We start from the raw sequence: 23,462 nt of genomic DNA, 5'->3' as shown, positions 1-23,462 counted from the left end.
CGGCAACCGCACTCGCGGCAAGGCCGACGCCGCCCACCTTCAAGAAATCACGACGTTTCATTTGTCTCCCCTCTGTTATCGTCGAGACCGACCAAGGGACAACGATCTAACGTCGTCTTCTCTGGTTTTCCGATGGGCGGTGCCGGACTGTTGTTTAGGAATGTGGCCCCTGAAACCTAGGCTCTTGGTGATGCAATCAATTTTCCCGGCTTTATGGACCTGAGGGCAGGATGACGAATTGGTGATTGATAATCAAGCGTTCTGGTTAGCCGCAAGTGCGAAGAGCTGCCTGAATATCGAGCGGATCAGATGCAGAGTTGGTTAATCGTACATGCCGCATTGCGGTAATTCCGTCGCGCAGGCGCGTAGGACAGCGTCCATCATTCGACCTGAAGTGCATGCGCAGCGTGTGGAGTTTTCCGGCTGCAGCTTGTTTCCAACGCGCGCCGCGTGATCATGGTATCGTGGAGAATGCCGCTTCCATCCCCCTGCGCGTCTTGATGGTGTCGCTGTTTTCATCGACGTCCACATCGCTCCAGCGCACCACCTCGCCGTGGGCGACGTTGTTCTTCAGCTGGACGCGATGGGCAAGTCCGATCGGCAGCGCGCCGGCGGAGAGGCTTTTCGATGCCGGCATCAGCTTGCCCCACACGGTGTAGCCGCCTTCGCCGTCCAGCATTTCGCCGGCGCGCAGATTGCGTTTTGCTACCGCCGCGACGTCGCCGCGAAAATCATGCGGCTGACCGGTCGGCTCGTTGCGCAGCGCAGCCGAGAGGATGGAGATATTCAGCTCAAGTCCGATCAGATGATACGGCTTGTACATCGCCGCATATCGGCCTGATGCGTCAGTCTTCAGCCCATATTGCCTGAAGCAATCCGCGGCGTAATCGTTCGGCGCTTCCAGCACGACGTACACGCCCCAGCGCAGATCCCGGAATACGGGACGGCCGTCGCGCTCCAGCGAAGAGACGACTTCCGCAAGACCGGCCTTCTCCAGCACGCCGCCCGCCTCACGTGGCCGCATCACATGCGGCAGATCGTCGACGCCGCAAGGTGGAAACAGCAAACCGTCCGACGGCACGTCCAGTCCAGTCGCATTGGCGATCGCCGCCATTTCGATCGCGGATTTGGTGCCATCCAAAAACGAGTTGAACATCTGCGGATTCATGCCGGCCGATTGCGCTTCGCCTGCCGTTAGTCCGTAATGCTGCCAGACGCCGTCCGGCGTCACGTCGTGATAGGCGGGCAGATATTTGGTGCCCTTGCCGGCGGCGACGACGCGAAAGCCCGTCGCGCGCGCCCAGTCCACCATCTCTGCCGTCAACGCCGGCTGGTCGCCATAGGCCAGCGAATAGACCACGCCAGCCTTGCGCGCTTCCCGCGCCAGCAGCGGCCCCGCCAGCACGTCGGCCTCGACATTGACCATCACGACATGCTTGCCCGCCGCAATGGCCGCGCGGGCATGCCTAATGCCGACGGCCGGGTTACCGGTAGCTTCCACCACGACGTCCACGGCGCTGTCGGCGATCGCGCGCGCCCCGTCGTCGGTGAAGACCGTCCGCGCGATCCTCGCCTGATCCCAGCCGACGGTGCGGCAGGCTTCGTGGGCGCGATCGCGATCGATGTCGATGATGACGGGCACTTCGAGTCCCGGCGTATGCGGTACTTGCGACAAGAACATCGAGCCGAATTTTCCGGCGCCGATCAGCGCGACGCGAACCGGCTTGCCGGCCGCTAGGCGGGCGTTGAGAAGGTGGTGAAGGTTCATGGGAGGTGATCCGAGCTGTCGTGTCCCGGACGCGGTGCCGCACGTAGTGCTGCTCCGCAGAGCCGGGACCATGGGGGAAGGCGCGGGTGGAGTGAGCCCCGGCTCAGCAACGCACCGCTTCGCGCTGCGCTGCGTCCGGGACACGAGCAGCTCACTCCGCGGCTTGCCGATGCGCACGCGCGAGCCGCAGCAGCGCGTCGTCGTCCACCGTCTGGATCGGCGTGAAGTCGCGATGCGCGATGTAGTCGGGCCGCGTGGGGGTGCGGATGTAGTTCGAGACCGCATTCAGCGTCAGGTAGACGATCTTGCGCGGGTAGGGCGTGATGTTGGCGCTTGATCCGTGCACCAGATTGCCGTGGAACATCAGCATGCCGCCGGCCTTGCCGGTGGGCGCGACGATGCCGCCTTCCTTCACCAGCCGGGTGACAGTCTCCTCATCCAGGGTCCACAGCGGATAGGACGTCGTTTCCAGGTCATGCGAGGCCTTGAGATCGCCGGCGTGCTGGCTCTTTGGCACCAGCATCAACGGGCCGTTGATCGGCATTACCTCGTCCAGGAAGATCGCGATGTTCATCGCGCGCGGCTCCGGCATGCCGTCGTCGCGCTTCCAGGTGCCGTAATCCTGATGCCACTGCCAGACATCACCGGTGAAGGCGGCTTTGGCGTTGATCTTGAATTGATGCATGTAGACCTTCTCGCCGAAGATCTGCTCGATCGGCTCGATCATGCGTGGATGCGCGCCGAGAGCGCCGAACGCCTCGTTATAGAGATGCGCGGCAAAGGCGGTGCGCGGCGCGCCGCTCTTCTCGCGCCACACCTCCGGGCGGTTGGCATCGTAGATGCTGACGGCCTCGCGGGCGAGATAATCCACTTCCTCCGGGCTGAACAACTCCGGCAGGAACAGCCAGCCTTCGCGGTTGAAGAATTCGATCTGCTGTGGCGTCAGTTTCATGGTGTTTCCTCCTTTGGTTTTTTGTTGGCATTCCGGGTTCGATGCTGCGCATCGCCCCGGAATGACCGCCCGTTGTCAGGCCGCCCTATCCGTCGCCCTCAGTCTCTCCTCAGTCATCCGTCCCGCAGCTTGCGCATGCGCCAGCGCCGCGGCCTCCGCCGCCCTGGCGTTGCCGGTGAGAATTTGCGCGGCGATCGCCTCATGCTCTGCCCAGGCGCGTTCGCGGTAATCGAGCTCCGCCAGCACCGTCGCCATCGAGCGGCGCATATGCGGCCATTGCGGCGCGATCATTTCCTCGATCGCCGGATTACCCGCGAGGCGATAGACGGCGCTGTGAAAATCGACGTCGAGGGCGATCAGCCGCGAAAGCGGCGTGTCTTTGCCAATGCTCCGCCCGGCCTGCAGCGCCGCCTCAAGCTGCATACGCCCGGAAGCATCGGCTCTCGCCCGCCCAGCCGCGAGCTTTGCCGCCAGCGCGTCGATCGCGCCCCGCACTTCGTAGAGCTGGCGGATGCGTTCGGGATCGAGCCGCGTGACTTCAAACCCGCGGCGGCCGCTTTCGGCGACGAGCCCCTGCCGATGCAGCAGGTGCAGCGCATGGGACACCGGCTGGCGCGATACGCCGAGCTTTTCTGCAAGCTCGTTCTGCCGGATGCGATGCCCGGGCGGCAGCGAACGATCGGTGATCGCCTCGAGGATTCGGGCATAGACCTGGTCGATCAGGTTGGGGAGTGGATCCAAGGGGATCATGCCGGACCGTCCATTTTGGAATACGGAATTCCGAATTCAAAGCTAGCGACCGACCCCGGCTGAGTCAAGGGCCTGTGGGGAGATTCACAGTTGCCGGATGCCCGGCAGTCTATACTTCGATGGGGCGCGTGATCGGAGGATGTTCATGGACAACGCCGCGAGTTTCACGGGCAGCATCCCGCACTATTACGATCAGGGTCTCGGCCCGATCATCTTCGCTGGGTACGCGGCGGACATTGCCAAGCGTGTCGCCAGCGGCGATCCGGCGCGGGTGCTCGAAACCGCCGCCGGCACCGGCATCGTCACGCGGCAGTTGCGCGACGTATTGCCAAGAGGCGCACAGCTTACCGCGACCGATTTCAATCCGCCGATGCTCGATATTGCCCGCGCCAAGTTTCAGACCGGCGAGCGGGTCGCCTTCCAGCCTGCCGATGCGGTCGCGCTTCCCTTCGCCGATGCAAGCTTCGATGCGATCGTTTGTCAGTTCGGCCTAATGTTCTTTCCGGACCAGGCAAAATCCTTTTCCGAGGCCTATCGTGTGCTCGCGCCCGGCGGCCGCTACGTGCTCAGCGTTTGGGACTCTCACCGCTATAATCCGTTCGGCCGGATCGCGCATGAAGTGGCGGGCCGTTTCTTCGCGACCGACCCGCCGCAGTTTTACAACGTGCCGTTCTCCTGCCACCAGATCGATCCGATCAAGGAGATGCTGATCACGGCGGGCTTCAGCGACATCGGCATCGCCGTGATCAGGCAGGTAAGAGAACTCCCTGATGTCGCGACCTTCGCGCGGGCAGCCGTCCACGGTAATCCGCTGATCGATCAGGTCCAGGCGCGCGGCGGCGTCGATCCGGACCAGATCGTCGACACGATGGCACAGGCGTTTCGCCGCGAATTCGGCGATCCCGGCCGGATGCCGGTTCAGGCGATCGTGTTCTCCGCAACAAAGATGACGTCGCTCATGTGAGCAGGCTTACGTCGAACTGGCCGATCCGCTCAGCATCGGCCACCGCATCCACCGCCGATATCCTGTCGCCACTGATCGTCAGCCGCACCACGATCCGCAGTTGCCCTCCGAGAATGACAGCGAGCGCGATTGCACCGTCGACCAGCGCCGGCTTGGCGGCTTGTGCGCGTCCCTTGAAGACATCGGCGACCGCGGCAGCGCCACGGATTTCCGCGAACGAGCCCAGTCGCTGCGCGGCGGAATCGGCGCGGAACACCACGTCGGGATCGAGCATTCCGAGCAGCCCTTCGAAGTCGCCCTCGCGGGAGGCCTTGATGAAGGCCTCGACGATACTTTTCTGCCGGCCGAAGTCGGGATCCGGCGGCGGCGTGCCCTGCACCCGGCGACGGGCGCGGCTGGCCAGTTGCCTTGCCGCGGCTGGCGTGCGGCCGACGATGGGCGCGATCTCTTCGAACGGCACCGCGAACATGTCGTGCAGCACGAAAGCAAGTCGCTCCGCGGGCGCGAGCGTTTCCAGCACCACCAGCAGCGCTGCGCCGACGGAGTCGGCCATCTCTTCGTCCCGCCCATGCTGGTCATCGGCGACAGGTTCCGGCACGTGCGGACCCATTGGTTCCTCGCGCCGCGATTTGCGCGAGCGCAGCATGTCGAGGCAGACGCGGGCGACGACCGTGGTCAGCCAACCCCCGAGATTTTCGACCGCGCTGGTATCGGAACGGCTCAGCCGCAGCCAGGTTTCCTGCACGGCATCGTCGACCTCGCTGGTCGAGCCCAGCATGCGGTAGGCCACCGCCCGCAGATGGGGTCGGTTGGCCTCGAATTTCTCAGCCAGAAACTTTTTCTCGTCCATCGGTCACATTCCCATGTCGTGTTCCGTCATGGCTATGACGAACGAAAGCGCGCCGATGTGACAGCAAATCGGCGTCGCCGCGTCAAAAACAGAACCAACCACATGGAGTGCAAAATGATGCAAGCCCGAATGAATCATCCCGTCATGGTCGTTCCCGACGCCATGAAGGCGCTGCACGCGCTGGGCGACCTGACCAAGAAGAGCCTGCCGGAAAAGCTGCTCGAACTGGTGCACCTGCGGGCCAGCCAGATCAACGGCTGCAGCGTCTGTGTCGACATGCACTCAAAACTCGCCGGCAGCGCCGGCGAGACCGGCGAGAGGCTGTTCGCGGTGGCCGCCTGGCGCGACACGCCCTATTTCACCGAAGCCGAGCGCGCGGCCCTGGCGCTGACGGAAGCGCTGACACGGATCAGCGACCGCGCCGATCCGGTGCCGGACGAGGTCTGGAGTGAGGCCGACAAGCATTTCGACGAGGCGGAGCTCTCGGCGTTGATTCTGGCGATCGCCAATATCAATGTCTGGAACAGGCTCAATGTAGCCGTGCGTCAGCCTGTGGGCGTCTGGAAGGTGTAGCCAGGGGGAATCCCCAAAACTATCGCCAATTTTAACGCGCCGGAACGTGCTTAATTCACCGGCCCGCGCTAAACATTAAGCCCGGCCGGATCGGCCGGGCTTTCGCTTTTTGTTGCCTTTATCCGTTTCCCAACATGTCCCTGGTTTTAGAATATACCTCGATGCTGCGACCGACCATCCGCAAGCGAATCCTCGGTATCGCCATCGGGCTGATCTTTTTGATGGTGATCATCTCGGCGCTGTCGACGGTGATGACGCGAAAGATTGCGCATCAGCTCGATGAACTGACGACAAAATACGTCGAAGCATATGGGCATCTGGCGCGGATGAACGTCCGCTCGCTGGAGCAGGCGGTGGTGGTTCGCCGGATGGTGTTCATCAAGATACAGACGCCACCGGACGAGACCGCCTTTGCAGATCAGCAAACCATCTATGAGGCGAAAGGCAGGGAGATTGACCAGGAGGCGCAGGCCGCACGCGCCCTGATCATTGCAATCATTGATGATCCGACCACCGTCTCCGACGACGCCAAGCTCGGGCGGATCGAAAATCGGATCGAGACCATAACAAGCGACCTTCGCCGTTATCTGGACGAAGAGCATAAGCGGATCTGGCCGCAGCTCGATTCCGGCAACATGCCCGAGGTGCGGGCTAGCCTTGTTCGGACCGATGCGCTCCGCGACGAATTCAATCGCAAGATTGAGGAAATCCGGCACGACATGCTGGAGCAGGTCCGTAGCGATGCGGCCGTGACGATGCGCGATCAGCAGCGCGCGATTGTCATCTCTGCTATTGTGACGATGCTTGCCGCCATTCTCGGACTGACGTTCGCGTTCTTCGTCTCTACCGGCATTACTCGCCCCGTCCGTCGTCTGCTCGACGGCACCCGCGCCGTCGAAGCCGGCCGGCTTGACGGATCGATCGACGTCACCACGCGCGACGAGATCGGCCAGCTCACGGCCGCCTTCAACAACATGGTCGAGCAACTGCGCCACAAAGAGCGCCTGCGCGAGACTTTCGGCCGCTACGTCGATCCGCGCGTGGTGGAAGGGTTGATCGACCAGCGATCGCTGACTGCCGGCGCTGGCGAGCGGCGGGTGATGACCGTGTTGTTCTGCGACATGCAGGGCTTTACCAGCCTGAGCGAGGGCACGACGCCGCAGGGCCTCGTCAAGGTGATGAACCACTATCTATCGACGATGTCGGAGCCGATCCGCAGCCATCGCGGCATCATCGACAAGTATATCGGCGACGCGATCATGGCCTATTGGGGGCCTCCCTTTACCGAGCATAGCGAGCAGGCGCGCCTGGCCTGCCTCGCTGCCGTCGAGATGGCCGATCGCGGTACGGCTTTGCGGACCGAATTGCCTGAGCTGCTCGGCGTGCGCGCCGTGCCGAGCGACTGCGAAGTGCGTATCGGCATCGCCACCGGCGAGGTGCTGGTCGGCAGCATCGGCTCGGAGTTCATGATGAGCTACACGGTGATGGGAGACGCGGTGAATCTGGCGTCGCGCCTGGAGAACGTCAACAAGATCTACGGGAGCCACTCGCTGGTTTCCGAGGCCACGATGACGGCGGCCGGCGATGCGGTGGAATCGCGCGAGATTGACCGGCTGGTCGTCGCAGGCCAGACCCGTCCCGAAACGGTGTTCGAGATCATCGGGCGCGCGGGCGAGTTGACCGAGAAGCAACTTGCACTGCTGGCGCGGTACGCCGAGGGCCTCACGGCCTATCGGGCGCGCCGCTGGGATGATGCGCGCCGGGCCTTCCAGGCGGCGCTCGAGGCGGTCCCCGGCGATGGGCCATCCAAAGCGATGGCCCAACGTGTCGAGAACTTTCAGGCTGATCCGCCGGCCGCCGATTGGGATGGCGCGTGGCGGCTGGATCAGAAGTAGCGGCTGGCTGCCGGCCTACGCCGCCAGAAACTCCAGCACGACCTTGCAAAACTCCTGCGGTGCCTGTTCGAACATCCAGTGGCGCGTGCCGGGGATCACCGCCGTCTGTGCGCCCGGAATATGTTCAGCCAGCACGCGCCAGTTCACCGCCAGCGCGCCCTTGGTGTCGCCGCCGCCGATCAACAGCATCGGTGTCCTGATCGCCTCCGCTTCGCTCTTCAGGAAAGGCTGGCGGTTTTCGCCGACCTGGCCGAGCAGCGTATAGATGTTGTCGCGCAATTGCTGCCGCGCCGCCGCCGGCCACCTTGCCCATGCACCTTCACCGTCGATGCCATCGACGAACAGCGTCAGCGCGCCGTCAATATCACCGTTTCGCACCATCTCGGCCGCGGCCGGAATGCGCGGGCCCAGCGGCACGGGGCCGGGAGGCGGACTGCTCGGCTGCAGCGACGGCTCGAGATCGCCGCCCGGTTCGGCAAGGACGGCCTTACGCAATAAATCAGCCCGCGCCTGCGCCACCCGGAATCCGATATGGCCGCCGCGGGAGTGGCCGATCAGATCGACCGGCCCGGCATTCAGTTTTTCGATGAAGCCGATGACATCGGCGACGTGCTGCACCATCAGATAGTCGTTGCCGATGCCGTCCCAATGCTCCGGAAAGAACCGCCGCAGGCTCAGCGAAATCACGCGGTGCCGTTTCGACAGCGGTCCCAGCACGGCGTTCCAGGTGCGGAAATCGCCGAGGGTGCCGTGCACGAGAACCAGCGGCGGGCTGTTGCCAGCGCCCCTGCCGACATCGAGATAGGCCATGTCGTAGCCGTTGACGTTCAAGGTCTGCATCGCGATCAATCCTCCGCGAGATACGACAGCACGATTTCGCAATATTTCTGCGGCGCCTGCTCGAACATCGGATGCGTGGCCCCCGGGATCATCTCGACGCGCGATCCCCTGACGTTCGCGGCCAAGGCATTGAGCACCTTTGGCAGCGTACCCTTGGTGTTGGTGCCGCCGATGAACAGCGTCGGCGTCGTGATCGCTTCCGCATCCGCCTTGGAGAAGGGCGGACGGTGGTCGCGCATCTGCCCGATCAGCGTCGTGGCGTTGTCGCGCAGCAATTGCTTCGGCGTTGCCGGCAGGCGCTTCCAGGCGCCGGGACCTTCCAGCGCATCCATGAAAATCTGCAGGCCGCCGTCGATGTCGCCCTTGGCGATCACCTTGGCGGAAGCCGCGATCATTCCGGCCAGCGGCGAGTGGCCGGGTTCATAGGCTGGATCGAGCGTGGCATCGAGTTCGCCGCCGGGCTCGGCCAGGATCAGCTTGCGCAGCAGGTCAGGCCGGCGCTGCGCGACGCGGAAGCAGATATGCCCACCACGGGAATGGCCCATCAGGTCGACCGGCCTTGTGTCCAGCTTTTCGATGAAGGCGATCACGTCCTCGACATGCTGGACGATCGAGTAGGTGTCGCCGACTCCGTCCCAATGCTCCGGGAAGAAATGCCGCAGCGACGGCGCGATCACCCGGTGCTTGCGCGTAAGCGGTCCCAGCACCGGCGACCATATCCGGAAATCGCACAGCGAGCCATGCACGCACACCAGCGGCGGGCCATTGCCGGCGCCGTGGCCGACATCGAGATAGGCCATGTCATAGCCGTTGACGTGAAGGGTTTGCATACAAAGCTCGCGGAATTGGAAGCAGGCGAGGGGGCCATTGAAGGGCGTCGGCGGGAGCCCCAGATCAGCGGAAGTTGTTCATGCCGTCAAGTTCCCCCGGGATTCGGGTGGATAGCAACAATCTCCAAGCCTAGATTTGAGCCTGAGAGGAAAGCTGGGTGGCACTGAACAGGAGAATATGGAGCCAGTCATGACCGGGCACCATTTTACGATATTCGACACCGCGATCGGCCGTTGCGGCATCGTCTGGGGCGAGCGCGGCATTACCTCGATGCAATTGCCGATGGGCGACGAGAAGAAGACCCGCACCCGCCTGCAGCAGCGCCATGGCGACCTGATCGAGACGCCGCCTCCGGCAAAGGTGCAGGCCGCGATCGACGGCATCGTCGAACTGCTCGAAGGCAAGCCGAACGATCTTGCCGACGTCGTGCTCGATCTCGACGGCGTCCCCGAATTCAACCGCGGCGTCTACGACATCGCGCGTACGATACCGCCGGGCAAGACCATGACCTATGGCGATATCGCCAAGAAGCTGGGCGGCGTGGAGCTGTCGCGCGACGTCGGTCAGGCACTCGGGCGCAACCCCTGTCCGATCGTGGTGCCGTGTCATCGCGTGCTCGCTGCGGGCAACAAGCCCGGCGGCTTCTCCGCCAATGGCGGGGTAGTGACGAAGCTGAAGATGCTGGCGATCGAAGGCGCGGCGGTGAACCACACGCCGAGCCTGTTCGATTAAGTGCTTCGGTTCTGATTAGATCAGAACCGAAGCCTTCTTGTTTGACGCGTTTTCTTCACGCGAACCGGTATCCACTTCGCTCGAAAACGCCATGCGCTACCGGCCCTTGAAATTGGGCGTTCGCTTCTCGTTGAAGGCCAGCACGCCCTCGCGGCGATCTTCCGTCGGCACCATGCGGCTATAGGCCTCGATCTCAAGCGCGAGGCCGTCCCGCAGGGACAATTGCAGACCGCGATGGATCGAGAGCTTTGCCTGCCTGACGGAGATCGGTGCATTGCGGGCGATCTTCGAGGCAGTCGCCAGTGCAGCCGGCAGTAGTTCGGATAGCGGAAAGACTTCGTTCACAAAACCCCAGTCACGTGCTTCCGCCGAAGTAAACGGCTTGCCGGTCAGGATCAGCTCCTTGGCGCGGCGCTCGCCGACGGCGCGCGGCAAGGTTTGCGTGCCGCCGCCACCCGGCATGATGCCGAGTGTCACCTCGGTCAGCGCGAAGCGCGCGCTTTCGGCGGCGTAGAGGAAATCGCAACAGCCTGCGATCTCGCAGCCGCCGCCATAGGCCGCGCCGTTGACGGCGCCGATGATCGGGACGGGGCAGTCGATCAGCGCCCGCACCATCCGCTCGAAAATGACATGCTGGCGCGTCCACGCCTCATCCGTCATGCCGCGCCGTTCCTTCAAATCGCCGCCGGCGCAGAACGCCTTGTCACCGGCGCCGGTCAAGACGATGCAGCGCAGGCTCCTGGAATCGAGCGCGACCTCCTCGAAATAGCGCACGAGATCGCGGCCCATCTGGGTGTTGAGCGCGTTGGAGGCATGCGGCCGATTGAGACGGATGATCGCCACGTACTCGTCGACCGGTTCGATCGAAAGCGTCTCGAAAGCGGATGGGTTCGAACTCATATCGCCTCGCAGGAGAATCCACTGCCCGCGCGTCGGATCTTCCCGACCGACGGCGACGGGAAATGCGCGGTGCAGCACAGCGTATCGGTGTCGCAGTAGCGTTCCAGGAAGCCGCGCCGCGTTTTTGCCGCTTGTGTCTGGTCGACGTCGAATTTCATGGATAATTCCGGATAGCGCATCTGCAGCGGCGAATGTATCAGGTCGCCCGAGAACACGGCATCATCCTTCCCGTGGCCGAAGGTGAAGGCGACATGGCCGGGCGTATGGCCTGGCGTCGGCAGGATGCGGGTGTGATCGCCGATGGCGTAGTCGCTGCGGACGATTTCGGCCTGTTTGGCCTCGACAACCGGTAGCACGCTGTCGCCAAACGGCGGCACGGGCGCCTTCGCGTGCGTCTCGGTCCAGTAGTCGAATTCGGTCTTGTCGAACACGTAGCGCGCTTTCGGGAAGGTCGGCACCCAGCGGCTATTGTCGAGCCGCGTGTTCCAGCCGACATGATCGACATGCAGATGCGTGCACATGACGTAGTCGATGTCTTCGACGGAGAAGCCGGCCGCGGCGAGACCGCGCATATAGGTGTCGTCGGTCTTCATGTTCCACTTCGGACGCTGCGGCCGCGGTTTGTCGTTGCCGATGCAGCTATCGATCAGGATGGTGTGGCTCGGCGTCTTCACCACGTAAGACTGGAAACACAGGATCAGCACGTCGTTATGGTCGAGCGCGCCGGCCCTTTGCATCCACGCCCGGTTTTCAGCCAGCACCTCCGGCGTCAGGGCCGGCAGCATCTCCAAAGCCGGCAGGAAGGTGGTTTCCTGCTCGATGACGCGGTGAATGATGAGATCGCCAACGGTGAATTTGAGGTTCATGGTTTTCCTGCTGAATAGTCGCGCGTTGTTGTTACGGACGTAAGGAATAGTGAAGTTGGCAGGTCGCCGAAATAATCGATCGCCCGAAAACGCGGCGTGGCTGATTGCTCGATCCATTTGACCGAAACGATCTGCCGGCCGCCAGCAGTCAGCCAACCGTCGCCGATCGCGGCTGGGCTCCCGCCGGCGAGATTGCGCTGGCCGGTGGAGAATTCCTGTAGCTGGGCGGATGCGCCGGACGCGGCGGGCGCGAAAACGGCAGCGAAGCCGAGGTGCCGCAATTTTTTGCCAACCTCGCGCATGCTACCGTCTCCGTTGTTCGGTTACGCCGGCGGCGGCGCCGAGATTTTCACCGACGGCCGCTCCATCATCTTCTGATGGAAGGCATCGAGCTTTGGATAGGCTTTGCGCCAGCCGCAATCGGCAAAGCGGAAATCGGCATAACCGAGTACGCAGACCAGGCCGATCTGCGCAATGTTGAACGGACCGGACAGCACGTCGGGCTTGTTCTCGAACCGCGCCATGCCGGCCCACGCGCGATTCCAATGGTCGTCATGCCAGGCGTCCCAGCGCAGCCCTTCGGGGCGCACCATTTTTTCGTACCGGCACAGCAACATGGAATCCAGCATGCCCTGCAGCAGGGAATGATCGCTCTTCACCTTCCATCGCTCAGGCCCGGATGCGGGGATCAGCTTTCCGCCGCCGGCGAGCTCGTCGAGATATTCGACGATGACGTAGGAATCGAGAATGACGTCGCCATTGTCGAGGATCAGCACCGGCAGTTTCTTCAGCGGGGTGATCTTCGAATACTCTTCGTTGGGTTGACCCGGAGCAACCGTCGCCGGAGTGAATTCAATCTTGTCGATCAGGCCGGTCTCGATCGCGGCGATGCGGACTTTTCGGGCGAACGGCGAGGCGGGAGAGAAGGTGAGTTTCATGGACGGAATCCCCTAGGCAATGGAACTGGATCCTCAGTCATTGCGAGCGAAGCAAAGCAATCCATTGCCTCCGAGCGTGTGGAAGGATGGATTGCTTCGTCGCTGTCGCTCCTCGCAATGACGGTGTCGGTACGTGCACCAGCCTCAGGCCGCGATGATTTCCTGGCGCTGCTCGCCGAGCCCTTCAATGCCGAGCGTGACGACGTCGCCGACGTTGAGGAAAGTCGGCGGCTTCATGCCGAGGCCGACGCCGGGCGGGGTGCCGGTGGTGACGATATCGCCCGGCAACAGCGTCATGAACTGCGAGACATACGAAATGCACTTCGCCATCGAGAAGATCATGGTCGAGGTCGAACCAGTCTGGCGACGCTTGCCGTTGACATCGAGCCACATCGACAGATTCTGCACGTCGGGGATTTCGTCCTTGGTGACCAGCCACGGGCCAACGGGACCGAACGTGTCGTGCGATTTGCCCTTGGTCCACTGACCGAGCCGCTCGATCTGGAAATTGCGCTCGGAGACGTCGTTGCAGACGCAGTAGCCGGCGATGTGGTTGAGCGCGTCGGCCTCCGAGACATATTTGGCGCGGGTGCCGATAATGGCGGCGATCTCGACTTCCCAGTCAAGTTTGGTGGAGCCGCGCGGCTTTTCGACCGCATCGTTCGGGCCTGACAGCGAGGTGTTGGCCTTGATGAAGAAGATCGGCTCGGTCGGGATCGGCGATCCCGTCTCCTTGGCGTGGTCGCTGTAGTTCAGGCCGATCGCGACGAATTTGGAGATGCCGGTGACCGGCGCGCCGAGGCGCTGCTTGCCGTCGACGGCGGGAAGCTTGGAGGTATCCAGCGCCGCCAGCTTGGCCAGCGAGGCCGGCGCATAGGCATCCCCGTCGAGATCCCTGACGTGGGCGGAAAGATCGCGCAACTGGCCGGATTTATCGATCAGGCCGGGCTTTTCCGCACCCTTGGCGCCGTAACGAACAAGCTTCATTTTATCGCTCCCTGCGGGGTTTTCTTGAGAAATTCGGGGATTTCCGTAAAACTTCAGACGCTTCTTGGAACAGCGGCGCAGGAAATTCAACTGCCGAAAGCGCAGGGTAGGGTGGGCAAAGGCGCCCTTGCGCCGTACCCACCATCCATCGTCAGCGGGAATATTGTGGGCTCGCGCATTCTACGGATTCAGCGCCACGAACCGGAAAGCGTCGCCATCGCGCTTGATGTGACCGGCACTGAAGTGCCCGCCAATCACCAGCGTCGGCGTGTCGGCGAAGCGCGAAAACAGTTCACGTCGGGTTTCGGCCGACTGCCGGGGATCGGAATCGGCGGTCGAGGACCAGTCGAGATGCGCCATCTGGCACGGATGATGGGCGACGTCCCCCGTTAGCAGGGCTTCCTCGCCATCCGACTTGATGTGGACGCTCATATGGCCGGGACTGTGGCCGGGGGTCGGGATCAGCGTGATTTCATCCGTCAATCTGGCATCGCTGGCGACGAGCTCGGATTTGCCGGCGTCGGCGATCGGCTTCACGGAATCGTCGAACACGGCGAGCTTATCCGGCGCATCGCTGTGCTCGCGCCAGTACTCGTATTCGCCTCTGCCGAACACATATCGGGCATTGGCGAAGGTTGGCACCCATTTGCCATCGACGAGTTTCGTGTTCCAGCCGACATGGTCGACATGCAGGTGCGTGCACAGCACGGTATCGATACTGTCGGGCGGGAAGCCAGCCGCTGCCAGCATGTCGAGGAACGGATAACTCCGGTTGTTCCAGGTCGGCACGTTGCGGCCCTGCTTGTCGTTGCCGAGGCCGGTGTCGACGATGATGCGGCGCGAGGGAGTCTCGACCAGGAACGAATGGATCGACATTTTCAGCCGGCCTTCCTCGGTCGCAAATTGCGGGATCAGCCAAGGCAGTTCTCGGATTTCCTCGTTGGTCGCGAGCGGAAGAATGAAACGGGTGCTGCCGACAGTCTCCATTTCGACAACTCTCGTGATCCTGACCCTGCCCACGTTCCAGTGCATCCGGCGCGTCCTCTCGTTTCTGGTTGTTCGGGCAAGGATGCGGGTTTCCATCAGCCGGTGCAATGGATCATCCGACAGCGTTCGGCGTTATCGCATAGCCCGTATGAGGAACATGCGATGCCAGAACTCACGATTTTGCCCGAAAAAATTGGCTTTCTGATCGAGAAAGCCCGGCAGTTCGACGTCAAGGAAGGGGAATCCGATCCGGATTCAGGGTCGAATGCAGGCGATGACGACATGATCGACGTGCTGCAGGACAACGGAAAAGATCCGGTCGTCCGCGAGATCACCGGCTTCATCAACTCGCTTTCCGAGGACGAGAGGGTTGATCTCGTCGCCTTGATGCGACTGGGGCGCGGCGACGCCACCATCGAGGAGTGGGAGGATCTACGTGCGGAAGCGGCCGACCAGCGTGACCGCGACACCGCGCGCTATCTTCTCGGCGAGCCGATGCTTGGAGATTTGCTGGCGCAGGGGCTCGACGAGTTCGGCCTTACCTGGAACGAGGAGCGAACGACGGCCGATTCCTCCAGTGTCAGCACGCGGGAAGAAGACGAGCGCAATCCACGATAACGGTGCCCAGCTTGTCGCCTTTCTCCACTGCAAGGTGCGCCAGCGCGGTGTCGGAGAGTGCAAACTGCGCAGCGACGTTGTGGATGCGCCGACCTGCCGACAGCCATTTCGTGATGTCGGCCTGCGCGGCCGCCAGTAGCGGCGGCGGCAGCGCAAACAGCACGAGCGCGCGGACCGCGATGCATTTCTCCATCAATTCGCGCATTGGTACGACCGGCATGCGGTTGCCGTTGGTGGCGTAGACCGCAATCGTCGAATTCACGCCCATCAGTTTCAGCGTGGTCTCCATATTGCCGCCGAAATCGACATCGACGTCGCGGTCGACGCCGCGCTGGCCGGTGAAGGTCATCGCCTTCGCAACAACGTCCTCCGTCTTGTAGTTGACGACGAGATCGGCGCCGGCGAGACATGCTTGCTCGGCCTTGGCTGCCGAACTGACGGTCGCGATCACCTTGGCACCACCCCATTTGGCGAGCTGCACGGCATAGTGCCCGACTGCGCCGGCACCGCCGGTGACGAGCACGGTCTGCCCCACGATCGGCCCGTCGCAATAGAGACAGCACCATGCCGTCATGCCGGGAATGCCCAGCGTGGCGCCTTCGGCAAACGACAGATTGTCCGGCAGCGGCGCCACTAGATGTTCGGCGAGCGCAATATATTCAGCCGCGGTGCCGAACGCGCGGCCATTGCGCTGGCCGTTGAACAGCCAGACCCGCTGGCCGATCTTGAGCCGCGTGACGCCGTCGCCGGCCTGATCGATGATGCCGGCGCCGTCGCTGTTGGGAATGACGCGCGGATATTCCATCGGCCGGTAGCCGCCGCCGCGGCGGCCGACATCGGCGGGATTGACGCCGGACGCCTGCAGCCGCACCCGGATTTCGCCCGGGCCAGCCACCGGCGTTGGCATCTCGCCATAAGCCAGCACTTCCTGTGCTGGCCCCGTTTTCTCGTACCAGACTGCCTTCACAAGGTACCGGGGAAAGCGCCGCCGTCGAGCAGGATGTTCTGGCCGGTGATGAAGCCGGCCTTGGCACCGCACAGGAAGGCGCAGGCGTAGCCGAACTCGTCCGGATCGCCAAACCGCCCGGCTGGATTTTGCTTGGCGCGCTCGGCAAACACTTGGTCCGGCGGGATGCCGCGCTTTTCGGCCTCTGCCTTCCCCACACCGCGCAGGCGGTCGGTGTCGAACGGTCCCGGCAGCAGCGCATTGATGGTGACGTTGCTGATCACGGTCTTGCGCGACAGTCCCGCGATGAAGCCGGTGAGTCCGGCACGCGCGCCGTTGGAAAGCCCCAATATGTCGATCGGCGCCTTCACCGCGGCCGAGGTGATATTGACGATGCGGCCAAATTTCCGCGCCATCATGCCGTCCACCGTCGCCTTGATCAGTTCGATCGGCGTCAGCATGTTGGCGTCGATCGCCTTGATCCAGTCGTCGCGGGTCCAGTTGCGGAAATCGCCGGGCGGCGGGCCGCCGGCATTGTTGATCAGGATGTCCGGTTCGGGACAGGCCTTCAGCACGGCGTCGCGGCCGGCGGGCGTCGTGATGTCGCCGACTATCTCGGTTACCGTGACGCCGGGACTGGCCTTGCGGATGTCGTCGGCCGCCTTTTTCAGCGCCTCCCCGCCGCGCGCGGTCAACGTGACATGCACGCCCTCATTGGCCAGCGCCATGGCGCAGGCGCGGCCCAAGCCCTTGCTCGATGCGCAGACTATGGCACGGCGGCCTTTGATCCCAAGATCCACTTTTTCTCTCCCGTTGCGTCAGGTGATGTTCCTGTAGTCCGATGCGGCCACTCTAGCCAAGTCGCGCGCCGCTGATAAGCCGCCGAGCCTGCTGATATTGCATATTGCGATGCCGGAAACGGCGCTCTCCGCTGCGAGATTTGTAGGGTGGGCAAAGGCGCCCTTGCGCCGTGCCCACTATCCATCCGCATCGATACCGCAATGGTGGGCACGCGGAGCCTGTCATCACTCCGCGAGCGCCCTTGCGCTCGTCGCTGGGGCGCGCATTCGCGCGACCCGTTGGCTTTGCCGACCCTACGGATTCTCGCAATGACGGGGCAATCAACCCGCCTGCATCTCCGCTCTTATCATGTCGGCGGCCTTTTCCCCGATCATGATCGTCGGTGCATTGGTATTGCCGCCGATCAGGGTCGGCATGATCGACGCATCGACCACGCGCAATCCTCCGACGCCGTACACTTTCAGCTTCGGATCGACCACGGCCATGGGATCGTTGACGCCCATCTTGGCAGTGCCGACCGGGTGATAGACGGTGTCGACGCGGGCGCGCAACACGTCGCGGATGTCGTCATCGCTGTGCACGCCTTCCGTGAACATCTCCTTCTTCTGCAACGCGCGCAGCGCCGGCGTCTCCATCAGCCGGCGCGTGGTCTTGAAGCCCGCGACCATGGCTTCCAGGTCGTCCGCGTCACCAAAGAAATTCGGATCGATCAGCGGCGGCGCAAATGGATCGGCGCCGAGCAGCGAAACGCTGCCGCGGCTCTTCGGCCGCAGCAGGCAGACGTGGCAGGAGAAGCCGGTGCCGCGATGGCGCTTGCGGCCGTGATCGTCGGCCATCGCCATGCCGAAATGAAGCTGAATATCTGGGATGTCGAGATCGGGCCGGGTTCTCAGGAAGCCGCCGCATTCGGCGAAATTCGATGTCATCGGCCCGGTGCGTTCGCGGCGATACTGTCGGATGGCCCGCAGCAGCCGCGGCAGCGCTTTAAGTGAAATGCCGTTGAAGTGGGGATAGTCGGACATGTAGCCGAACACGAAATCCGGATGGTCCTGCAGGTTCTGCCCGACGCCGGGCAGATGGTGCATGGTGGCAATGCCGTGTTTTGCAAGCTCGGTGCTGTCGCCGATGCCCGACAGCATCAGAACATGCGGCGTCTGGAACGTGCCGGCGGAGAGGATCACCTCGCGCCGGGCGCGAATCTGCTTCAGCTCCTTGCCCTGCCGGTATTCGACGCCGATCGCGCGCTTGCCCTCGAACAGAATACGCGTGGCGTGGGCATGAGTCTCGACGCGCAGATTGGCGCGGTTTTCCATATGCGGGTGGATATAGGCGCGCGCGGCGCTGCAGCGTTCGCCGTTCCTCTGCGTCAGTTGATAGATGCCGAGGCCCTCGTGCTCGTCGGCGTTGAAATCCTCGCGCAGGCGAAACTGCGCTTCCTGCGCCGCCTTCAGAAAAATCTGCTGCACCGGATTGCCGGTGCGCGACTTGTTGACCGCGAGCGGGCCGCCCTTGCCGTGGTACTCGCCGTCAAAATCGGCATTGTCTTCGGCGCGCTTGAAGTAGGGCAGCACGTCGGCGAACGACCAGCCGGTATTGCCGAGCGAGGCCCAATGATCATAGTCGGCGCGGTGGCCGCGGATATAGACCATCGCGTTGATCGCCGAGGAGCCGCCGAGCCCCTTGCCGCGCGGCTGATAGCCGATGCGTCCGTTGAGTCCCTTCTGCGGCACGGTGCTGAAGGCCCAGTTGTTGACGGGGCCTGCGACCATCAGCACGAGTGCGAACGGCGTCGTGACCACCCAATTGTCATTCCTGCCGCCGGCATCGAGTAGCGCCACCGACGTCTTCGGATCTTCCGACAGCCGTCCCGCCACCGTACAGCCGCCGGAGCCGCCGCCCACCACCACGAAATCGAAGATATCGGTCACGCCCATCCCCCTCCCGGATTTTTGTTCTGGCCACCTGACGGGCCGCGGCTTTAGGCGCAAAACTCCGCTTTTGCGGTGTTTATGGCAAGAGCGGTTCCAAAGGCCGGTTTTGGCGCTCCGACCCCTCGTTTTTGCTGTCATAAAATCTGCAAAAGCCCCTTCTTGCCCCTTTCCAAAGCGGGGTGACGTTGATACATACCCCTCGCACCCGATGGCCTTGCCCGGGTCGCCTTCTCAGGAAGCCTCCGGACGGGATCGATCGGCGCAACCACGCGTTGGCCGGCTTTCACGTCGGGTCCGGTTTTTCGAAGGCAGTGCAACGGTTTAACGCGGGGTGGAGCAGCCCGGTAGCTCGTCAGGCTCATAACCTGAAGGTCGCAAGTTCAAATCTTGCCCCCGCAACCAGACAACGCCGCCAGGTCACCGACTTGGCGGCGTTCGTTTTGGAAGAGTGGCGTCGGTGCTCGCGCATCCGTTCGTACGCACGTTCGGAGCTCATTCGCTCCATTGAACGAGGGCACACTCATGAGCTTCGCGCATCGCCTCTTTTTGTTCTGTGCCTCCTTCTGGATCGCCAAACCTGAAAGCTTGTGACGAAGAGAATGAGCGGCATGAAGCCGGAAGCAAAGACAAGAAGACGGCCGAGCAAGCCGAAGCTCGATCCGTTATGGAGCCAGAGCTGTTCGGTCATATAGCGGTCGCCCAGCGACATGGAATCGGGCGTGCGGTCGTGCGCGAGTGCACCCGTCCAGGGATCGAGCCAGATGGCACCGCGGGTGCGAAGGGCTGGATTGGAGCCAGGCGGTCGCAACAGGACACGCCAGGTGTTGCGGGTCTCGCTCGGCGGATTCAATTGCGCTATGTCGTAGCCGGGTTGGGCGGCGCGCGCCGCGAGAACGATCGCATCAGCAGACAATCGTGCGGCTCCGTTTGGCGGTGGAGGCTTGATGGTCGGCGACGGATAAGGAGTGGCCGTCGAGACCAGGCCGACTACCGGGCGGATGACACCGGGAAACACGATACCGATACCCGTAACGGAGATCAGAGCAAGCAACGGTAGGCTCCAGAAGCCTGCCGTGTTGTGCAGATCGAGCATAAGGCGTTGCGCGGACACGTGCCTACGGATCGAGACTGAGCGCCAGAACCGGACTCGCTTCGGCCACCACAGATACAGGCCCGAGAAAGCCATCCCGAGCAGCACGAAGCCGATCACTCCGACAAGCTCGCTGCCCCACCAGTCATGGAGCAGCAGATTGTAGTGCACGCGATAGACGGTGAATGCGAAACAGTTGGTGTAGTCGCGCCGGCCTAGCACCTTCCCATTCGAAGGGTCGATCATGGTGGTCCAGAGACTCGGATACCGACCTTTCTCCGTCGGGTGGGAGTGCATGACGACCCAGACCGGCCAAGTCTGGTCAGGTGCAATGACGGATCGGATCGGCGCCGAATCCACGGTGGCCGCAATCCGCATGACCTCGGCGGACTCAAGATGGTGCTGAGGTCCGGCCGGGGTGTAGAGGCTCGGATTCAATGCCGCATCGATCTCGCGATAAAAGACGATGAAGCTGCCCGTAAGCCCGATCACCACGAGGAGGACACCGAGGCTGAGGCCAACCCATCGGTGGAGCCAGACGAGCGCAACGCGCAGCCTGGGCGCCTTCATGGGCGCCCAGGCGGCTGCTACTTTGGCTCGTGGAAGGTCGTTCACAACATCACTGTCTCACGGCGCCTCAAAAGTCGATGCTCGCCGAGAGCCGGTAGGTGCGCGGTGTGCCCGGAGTCAAAAAGCCACGTCCCGTCGTCGCCCAGTAGTCCAGACCGAAGACGTTTTCGACCGCCGCGCGCAACGTCAGTGGTCTGCCGTCAATCTTGGTGACGTAGCGTGCTCCGATGTCGGTCCGAACCCAGTCCGGGATCTGCTGCGTGTTCCCCTGATCGTAATATTGCGGCGAGGTGTAAATGACCCGCGCAGTCAGAGTCGCCATTCCCGATGTCCGCCAGAAGGGCAGATCGTATTCGCCATAGAGGTTGAATTGGATGTCCGGAACGCCGACCGCGGTTTTGCCATCGAACCGGCCGCCAGACGTCTTGGTCTGCACGCCGTCGAGGAAGGCCACGCCACCGAGCAGGCGCATTCCCGGGGCGACCTCGCCGAAAGTGTTGAACTCCAATCCGCGATTGCGCTGCTCGCCGTCGACCGAGAAGATGTTGGTCGTTGGATCGGTGATGCCGTTGGGCTGCGTGATCTCAAACGCCGCCACAGTAACCCCCAAGATCCCGAAGTCATACTTGGCACCGACCTCGATCTGTTTGGTCACGATCGCAGGAAAGACTTGAAGTGGATTGGCGGCAGTAGCCGGCGCCGTTCCACCCGACGTTAGGCCTTCGATGTAGTTGCCGTAGAGCGAGAGGTTGCTGATTGGTTTCAGCACGAGAGCCACGGCAGGGGTGATCGCCTCGTTCTGCGGGCGTGAGGTCACGGCACCTGTGGTCGTGTTGAAGTTGGTGACGTCGATCCCCTGCCAGCGCCCGCCCAGTGTGAGAAGCACGCGATCATCGAGGATCGACATCGTATCCGCGATCGCGACGCTTTGATTGATCCGCTGCGCAGAAAGTGGCGCGTTGTGCGACAGGCCCGCCGCGCTACGCGGAGCCACGTAAACGGGATTATAAAGGTTCGACGTGATCGGTGGTCCGACATTGGTGGTGGCAGTTCCGCTGTCTTGCCACAGCCCGGTTGTCGCAAGCACGGTGGAATGTTTCACCGGTCCGGTGGTGAAACGGCCGCGTAGCCCGATTTCTCCAGTCTCGCGATCAGCATCCTGCACAGTGAGGGCCGGCTGTGACGTGAACTGGCCCAGTGCGCTCGTGATGCGCAGAGTTCCGCCGAAGAAAACTTCCTTGGATCGGCTGCGACCGTAGGCTCCATACAGCGTCCAGAAATCGTTGAGGTCATACTCGGCGCGGGCCGCAGCGTATCGATGGTCGGAATTATAGTACTCCCAGGGTTGCTGCTGGTTGATTGTGAGCGAGGGCGAAACCGGGATGGGAAATCCCAAGTTCACTTGCCGCACGCGTGTGGGAGCGTTCAGGTCCTGCTGCTGGTAACCAAAATCGACGGTGGCTCGGAACCGCTCGCCACGGTAGTCGAGAGCAACCGCGCCGACGCCGAACCCATCCGTCTGGAAGTCGATCGGCGTCCGGCCATCGCGATAGGCCCCGTTGACGCGAACGCCCCATGCTTTGTCGGCGCCAAAGCGCCGGCCGAAATCGATCGCCGTCCCAACATTTCCATTGGACACGAAACCCGTAGTCAGTCGTGTGATCGGATCGTCGGTGGCCCGCTTCGGGATGAGGTTGATGGTGCCGCCGATATTTCCGAATGGTGAAATCCCATACAACAGGGCGCTTGGTCCCTTGAGGATCTCTACGCGCTCGATCGGTTCAAGGGCAGGGCGGCGCGTATCGGTGATGCCGTAGAGGCCGTCGAACGCGATGTCGCTCGCGAATACCGGAAAGCCACGGATCAGAAATCCGTCGAGTCCGCTGAAGCGTGGTGAGTTCGTGCGCACCGAGGGGTCGTTGTCGGTGACGTCGGTGATGGTGTTGGCCTGCTGGTCACGGATAAGCTTGTCCGTGTAGCCCGTCGTGTTGAACGGCGTATCGAAGACATTGCGATTGCCTAACATGCCGACGCGTGTGGTGGTCCCGACCTGGCCGCCCGCATAGGGAGCCGGTGGCTGACCAATAGTGCCGGTCGAAGGCGTGAGATATGGGATAGCCTCGCGCTGGCTCGCTGGAGCCGCAACGCGTGGAGCAACGACGCGCGTGCTCCTTGTGCCCTGCTGAGGCTGTGGACGTCGTACGGCTTGACGTTTTGGTGAGTCAATCGTGACGGCGGGTAAGGAGACTGGTTCTCTTGCGTAAACTTCTTCTACCAATTGAAAGGACAGTGCCAGGTAACTCGCCGTGCCACAACAAACGGCACAGTAGAGCTTCTTCGTCGAAAGAGTCATCCTCACCCCGATTGATGGTCATCGTGTGGGGCTCTTACTGAATCGTTTGGCGAGCAGACATGCTTCGGGCATTAGAAGCCTTCAAAACGGCGTTCGTTTTTGTTGGATGTTGTATTTTTATCGACCAAAGACGGCGACGATTCTCGCTAAGCGTAGCTGAACACGCAATCACAACGCCGGCGGGATACGCACCGGCGATCCCAGCCCTCAGCGCACGCCAGGCCTTGGCAACGACTTGAGCATGGCGCTGCGCCAGGAGTACTCGCGGTGGTTTGGATTCTTGAATGCTGGCTCGTCGCAACTCGCCAGACGATCTGCGG

General features: G+C 62.6%; 23 protein-coding genes and 1 tRNA gene (1 of these 24 only partly in view). 6 read left to right on the top strand and 18 right to left on the bottom strand.

What is annotated here, in order from left to right; all coding sequences use genetic code 11:
• The 4 genes from CQ13_RS03285 to CQ13_RS03270 form a co-directional block, all read right to left on the bottom strand.
• Window positions 1–61 carry the 5' portion of a TRAP transporter substrate-binding protein gene (locus tag CQ13_RS03285; RefSeq protein WP_057841585.1) on the bottom strand. It extends 1,028 nt beyond the left edge of the window, so 61 of the gene's 1,089 nt are visible here — the first part of the coding sequence; its start codon is at window positions 59–61; its stop codon lies beyond the left edge, outside the window.
• Between the two features lie 393 nt (window positions 62–454).
• Window positions 455–1,768 (bottom strand): NAD(P)H-dependent oxidoreductase, encoded by a 1,314-nt coding sequence (locus CQ13_RS03280; RefSeq protein ID WP_057841584.1) that lies wholly within the window; start codon window positions 1,766–1,768, stop codon window positions 455–457.
• A gap of 151 nt (window positions 1,769–1,919) precedes the next feature.
• A complete protein-coding gene (locus CQ13_RS03275) occupies window positions 1,920–2,720 on the bottom strand; it encodes a phytanoyl-CoA dioxygenase family protein (protein ID WP_057841583.1) in 801 nt (266 codons plus the stop codon).
• Between the two features lie 75 nt (window positions 2,721–2,795).
• Window positions 2,796–3,470, bottom strand: coding sequence for a GntR family transcriptional regulator (locus CQ13_RS03270; RefSeq protein ID WP_057841582.1), 675 nt, complete (start codon window positions 3,468–3,470; stop codon window positions 2,796–2,798).
• 145 nt (window positions 3,471–3,615) lie between these two features.
• On the opposite strand from CQ13_RS03270, the gene CQ13_RS03265 reads away from it, so the two are divergent.
• Window positions 3,616–4,434: a class I SAM-dependent methyltransferase gene (locus CQ13_RS03265; protein WP_057841616.1), complete on the top strand. Its 819-nt coding sequence runs from the start codon at window positions 3,616–3,618 to the stop codon at window positions 4,432–4,434.
• On the opposite strand, the gene CQ13_RS03260 is transcribed toward CQ13_RS03265, so the two are convergent.
• Window positions 4,427–5,284 carry a sigma-70 family RNA polymerase sigma factor gene (locus tag CQ13_RS03260; RefSeq protein WP_057841581.1) on the bottom strand — a complete coding sequence of 286 codons (858 nt, stop codon included), beginning with the start codon at window positions 5,282–5,284 and terminating at the stop codon, window positions 4,427–4,429. The genes CQ13_RS03265 and CQ13_RS03260 overlap by 8 nt on opposite strands.
• Before the next feature lie 117 nt (window positions 5,285–5,401).
• Between CQ13_RS03260 and CQ13_RS03255 the strand changes: the two genes are divergently transcribed.
• On the top strand, window positions 5,402–5,857 hold the full coding sequence (locus CQ13_RS03255; protein WP_057841615.1) for a carboxymuconolactone decarboxylase family protein: 456 nt from the start codon (window positions 5,402–5,404) through the stop codon (window positions 5,855–5,857).
• Between the two features lie 161 nt (window positions 5,858–6,018).
• A complete protein-coding gene (locus CQ13_RS03250) occupies window positions 6,019–7,752 on the top strand; it encodes an adenylate/guanylate cyclase domain-containing protein (RefSeq protein WP_057841580.1) in 1,734 nt (577 codons plus the stop codon).
• A gap of 15 nt (window positions 7,753–7,767) precedes the next feature.
• Here CQ13_RS03250 and CQ13_RS03245 read toward each other — a convergent pair whose 3' ends face one another.
• A complete protein-coding gene (locus CQ13_RS03245; protein ID WP_057841614.1) occupies window positions 7,768–8,592 on the bottom strand; it encodes an alpha/beta fold hydrolase in 825 nt (274 codons plus the stop codon).
• A gap of 5 nt (window positions 8,593–8,597) precedes the next feature.
• Window positions 8,598–9,422: an alpha/beta fold hydrolase gene (locus tag CQ13_RS03240; protein WP_057841579.1), complete on the bottom strand. Its 825-nt coding sequence runs from the start codon at window positions 9,420–9,422 to the stop codon at window positions 8,598–8,600.
• Window positions 9,423–9,612: 190 nt separating this feature from the next.
• Between CQ13_RS03240 and CQ13_RS03235 the strand changes: the two genes are divergently transcribed.
• A complete protein-coding gene (locus CQ13_RS03235) occupies window positions 9,613–10,155 on the top strand; it encodes a methylated-DNA--[protein]-cysteine S-methyltransferase (protein WP_057841578.1) in 543 nt (180 codons plus the stop codon).
• 96 nt (window positions 10,156–10,251) lie between these two features.
• Here CQ13_RS03235 and CQ13_RS03230 read toward each other — a convergent pair whose 3' ends face one another.
• The 6 genes from CQ13_RS03230 to CQ13_RS03205 form a co-directional block, all read right to left on the bottom strand.
• On the bottom strand, window positions 10,252–11,055 hold the full coding sequence (locus tag CQ13_RS03230; RefSeq protein WP_057841577.1) for an enoyl-CoA hydratase/isomerase family protein: 804 nt from the start codon (window positions 11,053–11,055) through the stop codon (window positions 10,252–10,254).
• Window positions 11,052–11,921: an MBL fold metallo-hydrolase gene (locus CQ13_RS03225; RefSeq protein ID WP_057841576.1), complete on the bottom strand. Its 870-nt coding sequence runs from the start codon at window positions 11,919–11,921 to the stop codon at window positions 11,052–11,054. Before CQ13_RS03225 ends, CQ13_RS03230 begins: the two co-directional genes overlap by 4 nt.
• A complete protein-coding gene (locus CQ13_RS03220; RefSeq protein ID WP_057841575.1) occupies window positions 11,918–12,223 on the bottom strand; it encodes a hypothetical protein in 306 nt (101 codons plus the stop codon). Before CQ13_RS03220 ends, CQ13_RS03225 begins: the two co-directional genes overlap by 4 nt.
• Before the next feature lie 21 nt (window positions 12,224–12,244).
• Entirely contained in the window at window positions 12,245–12,859 is a 615-nt protein-coding gene (locus tag CQ13_RS03215) for a glutathione S-transferase family protein (protein WP_057841574.1), read from the bottom strand.
• Between the two features lie 144 nt (window positions 12,860–13,003).
• Window positions 13,004–13,846: a fumarylacetoacetate hydrolase family protein gene (locus CQ13_RS03210; protein WP_057841573.1), complete on the bottom strand. Its 843-nt coding sequence runs from the start codon at window positions 13,844–13,846 to the stop codon at window positions 13,004–13,006.
• Between the two features lie 180 nt (window positions 13,847–14,026).
• Complete coding sequence (locus CQ13_RS03205; RefSeq protein WP_057841613.1) at window positions 14,027–14,878, bottom strand: MBL fold metallo-hydrolase; 852 nt, start codon at window positions 14,876–14,878, stop codon at window positions 14,027–14,029.
• Window positions 14,879–14,995: 117 nt separating this feature from the next.
• Here CQ13_RS03205 and CQ13_RS03200 point away from each other — a divergent pair, with 117 nt between their 5' ends.
• Window positions 14,996–15,451, top strand: coding sequence for a DUF3775 domain-containing protein (locus tag CQ13_RS03200; RefSeq protein ID WP_057841572.1), 456 nt, complete (start codon window positions 14,996–14,998; stop codon window positions 15,449–15,451).
• Here CQ13_RS03200 and CQ13_RS03195 read toward each other — a convergent pair.
• The 3 genes from CQ13_RS03195 to CQ13_RS03185 all read right to left on the bottom strand — a co-directional run bounded on the left by CQ13_RS03195 (window position 15,414) and on the right by CQ13_RS03185 (window position 19,126).
• Window positions 15,414–16,418, bottom strand: coding sequence for an NADPH:quinone reductase (locus tag CQ13_RS03195; RefSeq protein ID WP_057841571.1), 1,005 nt, complete (start codon window positions 16,416–16,418; stop codon window positions 15,414–15,416). The genes CQ13_RS03200 and CQ13_RS03195 overlap by 38 nt on opposite strands.
• Complete coding sequence (locus CQ13_RS03190) at window positions 16,415–17,197, bottom strand: SDR family oxidoreductase (protein ID WP_057841570.1); 783 nt, start codon at window positions 17,195–17,197, stop codon at window positions 16,415–16,417. Before CQ13_RS03190 ends, CQ13_RS03195 begins: the two co-directional genes overlap by 4 nt.
• Before the next feature lie 321 nt (window positions 17,198–17,518).
• Window positions 17,519–19,126, bottom strand: a complete 1,608-nt coding sequence (locus tag CQ13_RS03185; RefSeq protein ID WP_063800026.1) for a GMC family oxidoreductase — start codon at window positions 19,124–19,126, stop codon at window positions 17,519–17,521.
• Window positions 19,127–19,454: 328 nt separating this feature from the next.
• Between CQ13_RS03185 and CQ13_RS03180 the strand changes: the two genes are divergently transcribed.
• A tRNA-Met gene (locus tag CQ13_RS03180) sits at window positions 19,455–19,531 on the top strand.
• A gap of 118 nt (window positions 19,532–19,649) precedes the next feature.
• Here CQ13_RS03180 and CQ13_RS03175 read toward each other — a convergent pair.
• The gene (locus CQ13_RS03175) at window positions 19,650–20,789 is read right to left on the bottom strand and encodes a PepSY-associated TM helix domain-containing protein (protein ID WP_057841568.1); all 1,140 of its coding nucleotides are present in this window, start codon (window positions 20,787–20,789) and stop codon (window positions 19,650–19,652) included.
• A gap of 67 nt (window positions 20,790–20,856) precedes the next feature.
• Entirely contained in the window at window positions 20,857–23,142 is a 2,286-nt protein-coding gene (locus tag CQ13_RS03170) for a TonB-dependent receptor (protein WP_082637285.1), read from the bottom strand.
• Between the last annotated feature and the right edge of the window lie 320 nt (window positions 23,143–23,462).

Origin of the sequence: Bradyrhizobium retamae, assembly GCF_001440415.1 — a bacterium.
GTDB lineage: Bacteria > Pseudomonadota > Alphaproteobacteria > Rhizobiales > Xanthobacteraceae > Bradyrhizobium > Bradyrhizobium retamae.
This window is presented reverse-complemented; position numbering and strand designations above follow the sequence as displayed.

What these genes read in the sequence shown, in the direction of transcription:
- CQ13_RS03240 (WP_057841579.1), bottom strand. Translation starts at nt 9,422, where the DNA reads ATGCAAACCCTTCACGTCAACGGCTATGACATGGCCTATCTCGATGTC.
- CQ13_RS03260 (WP_057841581.1), bottom strand. Translation starts at nt 5,284, where the DNA reads ATGGACGAGAAAAAGTTTCTGGCTGAGAAATTCGAGGCCAACCGACCC.
- CQ13_RS03170 (WP_082637285.1), bottom strand. Translation starts at nt 23,142, where the DNA reads ATGACTCTTTCGACGAAGAAGCTCTACTGTGCCGTTTGTTGTGGCACG.
- CQ13_RS03265 (WP_057841616.1), top strand. Translation starts at nt 3,616, where the DNA reads ATGGACAACGCCGCGAGTTTCACGGGCAGCATCCCGCACTATTACGAT.
- CQ13_RS03230 (WP_057841577.1), bottom strand. Translation starts at nt 11,055, where the DNA reads ATGAGTTCGAACCCATCCGCTTTCGAGACGCTTTCGATCGAACCGGTC.
- CQ13_RS03200 (WP_057841572.1), top strand. Translation starts at nt 14,996, where the DNA reads ATGCCAGAACTCACGATTTTGCCCGAAAAAATTGGCTTTCTGATCGAG.
- CQ13_RS03250 (WP_057841580.1), top strand. Translation starts at nt 6,019, where the DNA reads ATGCTGCGACCGACCATCCGCAAGCGAATCCTCGGTATCGCCATCGGG.
- CQ13_RS03275 (WP_057841583.1), bottom strand. Translation starts at nt 2,720, where the DNA reads ATGAAACTGACGCCACAGCAGATCGAATTCTTCAACCGCGAAGGCTGG.
- CQ13_RS03175 (WP_057841568.1), bottom strand. Translation starts at nt 20,789, where the DNA reads ATGAAGGCGCCCAGGCTGCGCGTTGCGCTCGTCTGGCTCCACCGATGG.
- CQ13_RS03215 (WP_057841574.1), bottom strand. Translation starts at nt 12,859, where the DNA reads ATGAAACTCACCTTCTCTCCCGCCTCGCCGTTCGCCCGAAAAGTCCGC.
- CQ13_RS03235 (WP_057841578.1), top strand. Translation starts at nt 9,613, where the DNA reads ATGACCGGGCACCATTTTACGATATTCGACACCGCGATCGGCCGTTGC.
- CQ13_RS03280 (WP_057841584.1), bottom strand. Translation starts at nt 1,768, where the DNA reads ATGAACCTTCACCACCTTCTCAACGCCCGCCTAGCGGCCGGCAAGCCG.
- CQ13_RS03210 (WP_057841573.1), bottom strand. Translation starts at nt 13,846, where the DNA reads ATGAAGCTTGTTCGTTACGGCGCCAAGGGTGCGGAAAAGCCCGGCCTG.
- CQ13_RS03220 (WP_057841575.1), bottom strand. Translation starts at nt 12,223, where the DNA reads ATGCGCGAGGTTGGCAAAAAATTGCGGCACCTCGGCTTCGCTGCCGTT.
- CQ13_RS03245 (WP_057841614.1), bottom strand. Translation starts at nt 8,592, where the DNA reads ATGCAGACCTTGAACGTCAACGGCTACGACATGGCCTATCTCGATGTC.
- CQ13_RS03255 (WP_057841615.1), top strand. Translation starts at nt 5,402, where the DNA reads ATGCAAGCCCGAATGAATCATCCCGTCATGGTCGTTCCCGACGCCATG.
- CQ13_RS03225 (WP_057841576.1), bottom strand. Translation starts at nt 11,921, where the DNA reads ATGAACCTCAAATTCACCGTTGGCGATCTCATCATTCACCGCGTCATC.
- CQ13_RS03270 (WP_057841582.1), bottom strand. Translation starts at nt 3,470, where the DNA reads ATGATCCCCTTGGATCCACTCCCCAACCTGATCGACCAGGTCTATGCC.
- CQ13_RS03205 (WP_057841613.1), bottom strand. Translation starts at nt 14,878, where the DNA reads ATGCACTGGAACGTGGGCAGGGTCAGGATCACGAGAGTTGTCGAAATG.